We start from the raw sequence: 8,821 nt of genomic DNA on the forward strand, positions 1-8,821 counted from the left end.
CGACTGCAGCGGGTGCACTGTCCACGCGAGGCCGCGGGGTCCGGATCCCCGGGAGTCTTCCGCTTGCCGGGCCCGGGCCCGGTCGGAGGAGTACGAGGGCCCGTGGCAGCGGGCCCTCCTGCCGCAGGGAGGAACCGGAACCGTGTCAGGGGCCCGGCGTAGGCTGTGCCCATGGACACTGGCAGCACTGAGGGAAAGCTCATCCTGGTCACCGGCGCCACGGGGTACATCGGCGGCCGGCTCGTCACGAAGCTCGTCGCCGAGGGCCGCAGGGTCCGCGTCGTCGTCCGCTCGCCGCAGAAGCTGAAGGACGTGCCCTGGGCCTCGTCGGTGGAGATCGTGCCGGGAGACCTGCAGGACGCCGACACCATGCGCGAGGTGAGCCGGGGCGTCGACACCCTCTACTACCTCGTCCACTCGATGGGCTCCGGCAGGAACTTCGACACCCGCGAGGCCGAGATCGCCGCGACGGTCTCCGACGCGGCCACCCGCGCCGGCGTGCGCCGCATCGTCTACCTCGGGGGTCTGCATCCCGAGGGCGTGGAGCTGTCCACCCACATGCGCTCGCGCACCCAGGTGGGCAGGATCCTCCTCGACTGCGGCACACCGACGATCGCCTTCCAGGCCGGCGTCGTCATCGGATCGGGGTCCGCATCGTTCGAGATGATCCGGCACCTCTCCGACGTCCTCCCCGTGATGCCCGCGCCCAAGTGGGTCCTGAACCACATCGAGCCCATCGCCGTCCGCGATGTCATCCACTACCTCGTCGGCGCGCTCGACCTCCCGGAGGACCTGAACCGGACATTCGACATCGGCTCGCGGGAGGTGCTGACGTACGCCGAGATGATGAACCAGTACGCCGAGGCCGCGGGCCTCCCGCGCCGGCGGATCCTCGCGCTGCCGGTCCTCACGCCGCGCCTCGCCGGCCACTGGGTCAACCTGGTGACGCCCATCCCGCGGGCCATGGCGATGCCCCTCATCGAGTCCCTGCAGCACGACGCCGTGACGTCCGAGCACGACATCGACCACCACATCCCCGTGCCCGAGGGCGGGCTGACGGGGTACCGCAGGTCCGTCGACCTCGCGCTGGGCAAGATGCGCGGGGGAGAGGTGGAGACGAGCTGGGCCGGAGCATCCCAGGTCGACGCCGAGGCCGACCCGCTGCCCTCGGACCCCCAGTGGGCAGGACACACCGTCTACACCGACGTCCAGACCTACAGCTCGACGGCGTCCCCGCAGAAGCTGTGGAGCGTGGTCGAGGGGATCGGCGGCGAGAACGGCTGGTACTCCTGGCCCGTGGGATGGGCCGCCCGCGGCTGGATGGACAAGCTGGCCGGAGGCGTGGGGCTGCGCCGCGGACGGCGGGATGCGAAGGAGCTCCTGACGGGGGAGGCACTCGATTTCTGGCGCGTCGAGGAACTCGTGCGCGGTGAACGCCTGCGGCTCCGCGCGGAGATGAAGGTGCCCGGTCGTGCCTGGCTGGAGTTCAGGGTGGAACCCGACGGCTCGGGCAGCTCCTTCTACCAGCGGGCCGTCTTCTTCCCGCACGGGCTGTCAGGGCGGCTGTACTGGCTCGCGGTCCTGCCCTTCCACGGCTTCATCTTCTCGGCCATGGCGCGGAACATCGCGAAGACGGCGGAGTCGCTGCCGGCGGAGCCCGGGACAGCTCCGGCCTGACGGCGCCGCGCTCCCGGAATCCCTCCGGCACACCAGCCGACCCCGACCCGGGCAGGGTTCCGTCAGGGCCCCGCTACTGCAGGGCCGGCACGGTGCGGGGCCGGACCACCGTCCACAGGAACACCACGCCCAGGGCGATGCAGCCGGCCATGACCAGCGCCATGGGTGTCGCCGACTCGATCCCGTCGCCCAGGAGGCCGACGAGCGGGGAGACGAGCCCTGCCGTCCCGAAGGTCACAGCGCCGAGCAGCGACGCGGCGGTGCCGGCCTGCGCCCCGTTGTTGATGAGCGCCAGCACCTGCACGCACGGGAAGATGAAGCCCGTCGCCATGATGTAGAACCAGAGCGGGACCGCGGTGCCCCAGACGCCGAGCCCCAACTGGTCGAACGCGATGATGAGCATCGCCATGACGAGCTGCACGAGCGTCGCGACCGCGATGACCCACTGCGGGCCCACACGCCGCAGGACCCGCGAACTGATCTGCACGCCCGCGACCACGCCGAGGGAGTTGATGGCGAACAGCAGCCCGTACTGCTGCTCGTTCAGTCCATACGGCCCCTGGAAGAGGAACGGTGACGCGGAGAGGTAGGAGAAGATCCCGGAGAAGTTCATGCCGCCCACGAGCAGGATGCCGATGAAGATGCGGTCGCTGAGCACCGCCCGGTAGCGCTGGGCGACGGTGAGCCCGGACCGGCGGCGGTTCTCCCGGGGCAGGGTCTCGATGATGAACAGCGACACGGCGAGGATCACCAGCACGCCGTAGCAGGCGAGGAACCAGAAGATGCCGGGCCAGGGGAAGAGCAGCAGCAGCTGCGAGCCGATCACGGGCGCGAAGATGGGTGCCATACCGTTGACGAGCGCCATATAGGACAGCATCCGCACGAGCGTGTAGCCACCGAACAGATCGCGCACCATGGCCATCGCCACCACGCCGCCGCCGGCCGCGCCGACGCCCTGCAGGACGCGGAAGACCAGCAGCGCATTGATGTCCTCCGACGACGCAGCGCCGATGGAGGCGCCGACGTGCAGTGTGGTCGCCAGGATGAGCGGCAGCCGACGGCCGATCTTGTCGCTCAGGGGGCCCACGAGCAGCTGTCCGCACGCGAAACCGATGATCGTCCCGGTGAGCGTCAGCTGCACCGCGGCCTCGGAGACGGCGAGGTCGTCCTGCAGGGCAGGGAAGGCCGGGAGGTAGAGGTCGATCGTGAACGGCCCGAGGGCCGTGAGGGTGCCGAGGATGAAGACGTAGATGATCTTCTCGCGGCGGGAGAGGGTGTCACCGGGGTGGGAGAGGGTGCTCACAATGCTGCCTTACGGAACGGTACTGCTGCCGATGGAGGAGGAGGTACGGGGAGGCATCGATCGCGGCAGCCCGGCGACGACGGCGGAGCGGCTGGGATTGCACAACCGGCCGTCCCCACGGGAGCGATTTGGTTGCTGGGGCGAATCAACGTCCCTCCCATCCTAGGGCCGTCGTCAACCGTGCGACACATCCGAAGCAGGGGAGCATGCCGTGGAATCCAAGGCTAAGCACGCTTGGGGTTGACGTAGGGTGATGAGAGACGGAACGAGCAGGGAGAGCGGCATATGAGCGGGAACGGCACCGAGGTCGAGGCCGAGCAGTCACCGAAGCACTTCGCGAGGGTGATCGCCATCACGGTCGCAGCCGCCGTCGGAGGCCTCCTGTTCGGTTTCGACACCGCCGTCATCAACGGAGCCGTGGATTCCATCCAGGCCGATTTCGACCTGAGCCCGAGCGTCCTCGGCTTCACCGTCGCCATCACCCTGCTGGGCTGTGCAGCGGGCGCTTGGTTCGCCGGCGGCCTCGCCGACCGGTGGGGTCGCAAGAAGGTCATGGTCGCGGCGGCCATGCTGTTCGCCGTGAACTCCGCCGGATCGGCGTATGCCTTCTCCGAGTGGGACCTCATGGCCTGGCGGCTCGTCGGCGGCCTCGCCATCGGCATCGCGTCCGTGATCGTCCCCGGCTACATCGCCGAGATCGCACCGTCCAAGTGGCGCGGGGGGCTGGCGTCCGTCCAGCAACTCGCCATCACGGTCGGCATCTTCGCCGCCCTGCTCTCGGACGCCTCGCTCGCGAACGCCGCGGGCGGTGCGGGCAACGAGTTCTGGTGGGGCCTGTCCGCGTGGCGCTGGATGCTCCTCGTCGGTGTGGTTCCCGCCGTCGTCTACGGAGTCCTGGCGCTCATCATCCCGGAGTCCCCGCAGTTCCTCATCCGGGCGGGCCGCGACAAGGAGGCCGCCCACGTGCTCTCGCGTGTCTCGGGCGTGACCGACACCTCGGGCAAGATCAGCCAGATCCGCGAGAGCTTCGCACGGGAGGACCGGGCGAGCTACCGCGACCTGCGCGGCCCCGCGCTCGGGCTGCAGCCCATCCTGTGGGTCGGCATGGCCATCGCCGCACTGCAGCAGCTGGTGGGCATCAACGCGATCTTCTACTACTCCACCACGCTCTGGAAGTCCGTCGGTTTCAGCGAGAGCGATTCGTTCACGACGTCGGTGATCACCTCGATCATCAACGTGGGCATGACCTTCGTCGCCATCTTCTTCGTGGACCGCGTGGGACGCCGCCGGCTGCTCCTCATCGGCTCCGTCGGCATGACCGTCGGCCTCCTGGCCGCGACGCTCGCCTTTCTGCAGGCCGAGGGGACGGGCGAGGACCTCACGCTGCCCGGCGCGTGGGGGCCGATCGCCCTCGTCGGCGCGAACCTCTTCGTCGTCTTCTTCGCCGCGACCTGGGGGCCCGTCATGTGGGTGACCCTCGGCGAGATGTTCCCCAACCGCATCCGCTCGATCGCCCTCGGCGTGGCGACGATGGTGAACTGGGTGTTCAACTTCATCGTCACCCTGACCTTCCCGTGGGTCAGCGAGAACCTGGGCCTCTGGATCATGTACGCGGCGTTCACCGTCTTCGCCGTCCTGTCCTTCATCTTCGTCCGGACCCGACTTCCCGAGTTCACCGGCAAGGACCTCGAGGACAACGCGGAACTCACCACCGCGTGAGGACGGACCGCCGCGTGACCTGTGCCGTCGCGGGTCCGCGCAGCCCGTACCGGCGTCCCGGGTGCCCGGCGAAAACCCGCCGCCCCGCCGGTGGTAATTTTGGTTCAGGATTGTCCAGCAACACACTTACGAATGGAGGCAGGGCCTATGAACAGCTCGGCTAGTACGCGCGGCAAGCGGTCCACGGGCTCGCTCTCGCTGTTTGGACTCATCAGGCTCCTCGCGCGCCTGACGCCGCGCCAGGTCAGCGACGAGTTCTCGATCGCCGTCCAGCAGATGAAGCAGAAGGGGATCAAGGCCGGGATCGCCGCCGCCTTCCTCGTCGTCGCGCTCGTCTTCGTGCTGTTCTTCGCCGTGGCCCTCATCGTCGCGGCCATCATGGGCCTGGCCGAGATCATGGCACCGTGGCTGGCAGCGCTGCTGGTCGCCCTGCTCTTCCTCGTGATAGCCGGTGTCCTCGCGCTCATCGGCGTCACGCGTCTCAAGAAGCAGCTTCCGCTGGTACCCGAGGACGCGATCCACGGCATCCGCTACGACCTCGGTGTGCTGAAGGAGGGCCGCAGCTTCGATCCAGCGACGCTCGACGTGAAGAAGCCGAAGCAGGACAAGGATGCCAAGGACGACGACGTCAAGGACTCCAAGCCCAAGGAGCCCACGCCGTCGTACGAGGAACTGCGGGGACGTTCCGGGGAGCGCCGGACGCACATCGCCGAGGCGAGGGACTCGCTCGGCGCCCGCGCGGACGTCAAGGCGCGCCTCGACAAGGCCCGGCACCGCTCCGGCAAGGGCGGATCGCAGGGGAGCTCGCAGAGCGGGTCGACGTCCGACGGCCAGCGGGTCGCGGCCGTCGCGGTCCGGCGCGAGGTCCCGCACAACACCACGCTCGCCGACCGGTGGAAGCCCCTGAGCGTGCTGGCCGCCTCCGTCGCCGCGATGCTCGTGATGCTGCGCAGGCTGCTCAGCAAGTAGGACTCGGCAGGGCCCCGGCGGCCGCTCGCCCGATCCCTCCGTCGCTGGCGCGACGGGAGGCACGGGGGAGCGGCCGCCGGCCTGCATAATGGGGTGGGGAGGCGCGGGTGATGAGACTGATCGGGGCGGGAGCACGGGCCGGCAGTGAGGGCGTGGAGCTCGCGACGCCATGGACCCTGCCGAACCTCATCACGATCATCCGGTTCCTCGGCGTCCCCCTCTTCGTCTGGTTCATCGCCCAGCAGCGGTACGGCGCGGCTGTGCTCACCCTCGTGGTGGTCGGGTCCACCGACTGGGTGGACGGCTACGTGGCACGGCGACTCCAGCAGGTGTCCGCCGTCGGGAAGTGGCTCGATCCCGTCGCCGACCGCACGGCGCTGATCGTCATCGCCATCACCTTCGTGGTGGACGGGATCGCCCCCGCCTGGCTCCTCTGGGCCATCGTCATCCCGGACATCATCCTCATCGTGAATGCGCTCGTCCTGTTCCGCGGGCCCCTCCACCTGCCCGTCATCACCGTCGGCAAGGTGCGCACCGCGCTGCTGCTCGTGGGAGCGCCACTGCTCCTGCTGAACCGCGTGGAGGGTTTCGGCCAGGACTGGATCCTCGTCGTCGCACAGGGACTGCTCGCCGCCGGTTGCGTGCTGCACCTCGTCGCGTTCGTCGCCTACTTCAGGGCCGCGCACCGCAAGTACCGGCTGGAGCGGGTCGAGCAGCAGTCGTGCCCCTCCTAGCAATTGCGCTGGCGCTGCTGGGCGCAGTCTTCCTCGCGTTCGGAGCGCAGCGCCAGGGCAGCGCCGTACGGGCGAACACGGGTGGTCTGTCCCTCTCGTCGTCCGGGTTCTCGCGCCTCCTCACGAATCCGCGCTGGCTGTTCGGGCTGTTCCTCCTCGGGACGGGGATGGCCCTGAACGTGGTGGCGCTGTCGCTGGCGAGCCTGACGGTGGTCCAGCCCATCGGCGCGATCGCGCTGGTGATCACCACGGTCGTCAACTCCCGGGACCAGGGCATCCGGATCAACCGCCCCACCGTCGCCGCGATCACCGCCTGCGTGACCGGCAGCGCCCTCTTCGTGCTGCTCGCCGTGAACGTCACGCGGGAGAACCACGCAGTCGACCCCGCACAGGAGCTCTCCGTGGTGCTCCTCCTCGGCGCCGCCGTCGTGCTCTTCGGGTCCATGGCGGTGATGGGCCGGCACCGCCTGAACGCCTTCGCCTACATCCTGGGAGCGGGGGTCCTCTTCGGGTTCGTGGCCGTCCTGACGAAGGTCGTCGCGGGCCACCTGCTGGACCCGAACGGGCGCTTCCTGCTCAATGTCCCGGTCCTGACCCTCGTGGCCCTCGCCGCGGCCGCCGCCCTCGGATCCTGGTTCGTCCAGAGCGCCTACGCCACCGGTCCGCCCGACCTCGTCATCGCCGGACTGACGGTGATCGACCCGATCGTCGGCATCGCGGTGGGCATCGTCATCCTCGACGAACTGCAGCCCGATGTACGGACCGTGACGGCGCTGGGGATGGGCGCGGCGGCGCTCGTTGCTATTGTGGGGGTCGTAGCCCTGTCGCGCCATCACCCTGATGTCGTGAAGCGGCAGCGCTGAAGCGACCCACCGCCGTTCCGTCCAGCACACCTACGTAGGGGATCCACGCGTGAGTTACCCGGCTGCTTTCAAGCCCCTGACCATCCTGATCGCCGCGGACACCTATCCGCCCAACGTGAACGGAGCGGCCCAGTTCGGGTACCGGCTGGCGAAGGGCATGAGCGGACGCGGCCACGACGTGCACGTCCTCGCCCCGCGCTCCTCCAACGGACGGAGCTTCACGGAAGAGGGCGGCGACTGGACGGTCCACCGACTCCGCTCCCACAGCGTCCCGACGCACGACTACTGGCGTATCTGCTACCCGTGGGAGATACGCCGCGACATCAGCATGCTCTTCGACCGGGTCCAGCCCGACGTCGTACACATCCAGTGCCACTACATGGTGGGGGAGTACGCGCTGTACGAAGCCCTCCGCCGCGGCATCCGCGTGGTGGCCACCAATCACTTCATGCCCGAGAACATCAACCCGTTCCTGCCCTTCCCGGAATGGTTCAAGCGCATCGTCGCGAGGAATTCGTGGAAGGACATGGGCAAGGTGATGGGCAAGGCCGCCGCCGTCACCACCCCCACGCCGCTCGCGGCGAAGGCCATGCACGACCACGCCTTCCTCACCGATGTGCTTCCCGTGTCGAACGGGATCGACTCGGCGGCCTACGAGGTGCAGCCGGGCGAGGACATCGAGCCCCATGAGCACCCCACGGTCCTGTTCGTGGGTCGCCTGGCCGAGGAGAAGCACGTCGACGTGCTCATCGACGCCGTGGCGAAGACGCCCGAACACCTGCGCGTCCACCTCGAGATCGTGGGAGGCGGGGAGGTCAAGCCAGCGCTGCAGGCTCAGGCGGCGCGGCTCGGCATCAGCGACCGTGTCACCTTCCGTGGGCTGATCGACGACGAGGAGCTGCGCAGGAGCTACATCCGCGCCTCCCTGTTCTGCCAGCCCGGAACGGCCGAGCTGCAGTCGCTCGTCACCCTCGAAGCGATGTCCGCCTCGACACCGGTGCTGCTGGCCGACGCCATGGCGCTTCCGCACCTCGTGTCCCACGGCGAGAACGGCTACCTGTTCACGCCGGGCGACTCCGACGAACTCGGCACCCGCATCACCGAGATCCTCGAGCTGTCGCCGGAGGACCGGCGGGCGATGGGTGCTGCCAGCCGGGAGATGGTCGGCGGGCACGACATCGGGGCGACCCTGGAGACCTTCGAGGGTCTCTACTACGGGACACTGTCCACCGCTGCCCTCATCGCAGAAGCCGACGCCGCCGCTCTCCACCCCGCGGGCGCCCCGGCCGTCCGCATACACTAGGACTCGCGCCTCGTGGCCCGGCGGCACCGTCCGGGCCCGGCGCGTGGGGGGCCTCTCCGCTCCTCGGGGCTGTAGCTCAGCTGGTTAGAGCAGCGGACTCATAATCCGTTTGTCCTGGGTTCAAGCCCCAGCAGCCCTACTCCCGGTCGATCGTCCTGGCGACACCGCCATGACGACCGACCGCAGCACCGGGGGAACCAGAGAGGGGGGGGGCGGGGGTGTGTCGGGCCCGTCGCCTTCCCGCCCCCCCAGA

At 69.1% G+C, this 8,821-nt stretch carries 7 protein-coding genes and 1 tRNA gene; 7 read left to right on the top strand and 1 reads right to left on the bottom strand.

Annotated features, from left to right (window positions below):
- Nucleotides 1–171 precede the first annotated feature (171 nt).
- Nucleotides 172–1,677, top strand: coding sequence for an SDR family oxidoreductase (locus tag ACX80N_RS13740; protein ID WP_459339849.1), 1,506 nt, complete (start codon nt 172–174; stop codon nt 1,675–1,677).
- A gap of 73 nt (nt 1,678–1,750) precedes the next feature.
- On the opposite strand, the gene ACX80N_RS13745 is transcribed toward ACX80N_RS13740, so the two are convergent.
- On the bottom strand, nt 1,751–2,980 hold the full coding sequence (locus ACX80N_RS13745) for a multidrug effflux MFS transporter (RefSeq protein ID WP_105031512.1): 1,230 nt from the start codon (nt 2,978–2,980) through the stop codon (nt 1,751–1,753).
- Nucleotides 2,981–3,265: 285 nt separating this feature from the next.
- Here ACX80N_RS13745 and ACX80N_RS13750 point away from each other — a divergent pair, with 285 nt between their 5' ends.
- From ACX80N_RS13750 to ACX80N_RS13775, 6 genes are all read left to right on the top strand, one after another.
- The gene (locus tag ACX80N_RS13750; RefSeq protein ID WP_105031513.1) at nt 3,266–4,699 is read left to right on the top strand and encodes a sugar porter family MFS transporter; all 1,434 of its coding nucleotides are present in this window, start codon (nt 3,266–3,268) and stop codon (nt 4,697–4,699) included.
- 147 nt (nt 4,700–4,846) lie between these two features.
- Nucleotides 4,847–5,668 (top strand): phage holin family protein, encoded by an 822-nt coding sequence (locus ACX80N_RS13755; RefSeq protein WP_459339850.1) that lies wholly within the window; start codon nt 4,847–4,849, stop codon nt 5,666–5,668.
- Nucleotides 5,669–5,778: 110 nt separating this feature from the next.
- A complete protein-coding gene (locus ACX80N_RS13760) occupies nt 5,779–6,402 on the top strand; it encodes a CDP-alcohol phosphatidyltransferase family protein (RefSeq protein WP_105031515.1) in 624 nt (207 codons plus the stop codon).
- Nucleotides 6,390–7,265 carry a DMT family transporter gene (locus tag ACX80N_RS13765; RefSeq protein WP_105031516.1) on the top strand — a complete coding sequence of 292 codons (876 nt, stop codon included), beginning with the start codon at nt 6,390–6,392 and terminating at the stop codon, nt 7,263–7,265. The genes ACX80N_RS13760 and ACX80N_RS13765 overlap by 13 nt, the downstream gene beginning before the upstream one ends.
- A gap of 49 nt (nt 7,266–7,314) precedes the next feature.
- On the top strand, nt 7,315–8,568 hold the full coding sequence (locus ACX80N_RS13770) for a glycosyltransferase (RefSeq protein ID WP_459339851.1): 1,254 nt from the start codon (nt 7,315–7,317) through the stop codon (nt 8,566–8,568).
- Between the two features lie 65 nt (nt 8,569–8,633).
- A tRNA-Ile gene (locus ACX80N_RS13775) sits at nt 8,634–8,707 on the top strand.
- Nucleotides 8,708–8,821: the final 114 nt, after the last annotated feature.

This window comes from Arthrobacter sp. MDT2-16, assembly GCF_054510925.1.

Excerpts from the sequence above, each read along its gene's own strand:
- ACX80N_RS13740 (WP_459339849.1), top strand. The coding sequence starts at position 172 with ATGGACACTGGCAGCACTGAGGGAAAGCTCATCCTGGTCACCGGCGCC.
- ACX80N_RS13760 (WP_105031515.1), top strand. The coding sequence starts at position 5,779 with ATGAGACTGATCGGGGCGGGAGCACGGGCCGGCAGTGAGGGCGTGGAG.
- ACX80N_RS13750 (WP_105031513.1), top strand. The coding sequence starts at position 3,266 with ATGAGCGGGAACGGCACCGAGGTCGAGGCCGAGCAGTCACCGAAGCAC.
- ACX80N_RS13755 (WP_459339850.1), top strand. The coding sequence starts at position 4,847 with ATGAACAGCTCGGCTAGTACGCGCGGCAAGCGGTCCACGGGCTCGCTC.